The organism is Natrialba sp. PRR66, from assembly GCF_034808065.1.
GTDB lineage: Archaea > Halobacteriota > Halobacteria > Halobacteriales > Natrialbaceae > Natrialba > Natrialba aegyptia.
In genome coordinates this window covers 1-277 of the sequence record NZ_JAXHGN010000079.1, presented here as the reverse complement: position 1 = coordinate 277, position 277 = coordinate 1, and the positions used below count along the sequence as shown (strand labels likewise).

The following is a 277-nucleotide window of genomic DNA, read 5'->3' as shown; positions in this document are numbered from 1 at the left end:
CGTGACCGCAGTGCCGTGATATTCGAATTCAACAGTAGTCACGTTCTCGGACCCGAAAAGCCGGTCGAGCGTGTCCAGATCGATCACGTCGTAGAGCGGCGGGTGCAGCGCGACCGGATCGATGTCGACCGCGTCGGCCAACGCTTCCACGATCCAGGCACTCGGACGGGTCGGGTCCTCGGACGAACTGGCGTCGAGCATCGCCGGGTAGTTGTCCGGACTCGGGTATCGAACTGTTCACTACGTATGTAAACGCGCGGCCTCTGCGACACGATAC

Annotated in this window: 1 protein-coding gene; it reads right to left on the bottom strand. The window is 61.4% G+C overall.

What is annotated here, in order from left to right; all coding sequences use genetic code 11:
- Positions 1-201: HalOD1 output domain-containing protein (locus SM755_RS23555; protein WP_323174823.1), on the bottom strand; the 201-nt coding region annotated here is incomplete at its 3' end.
- Between the last annotated feature and the right edge of the window lie 76 nt (positions 202-277).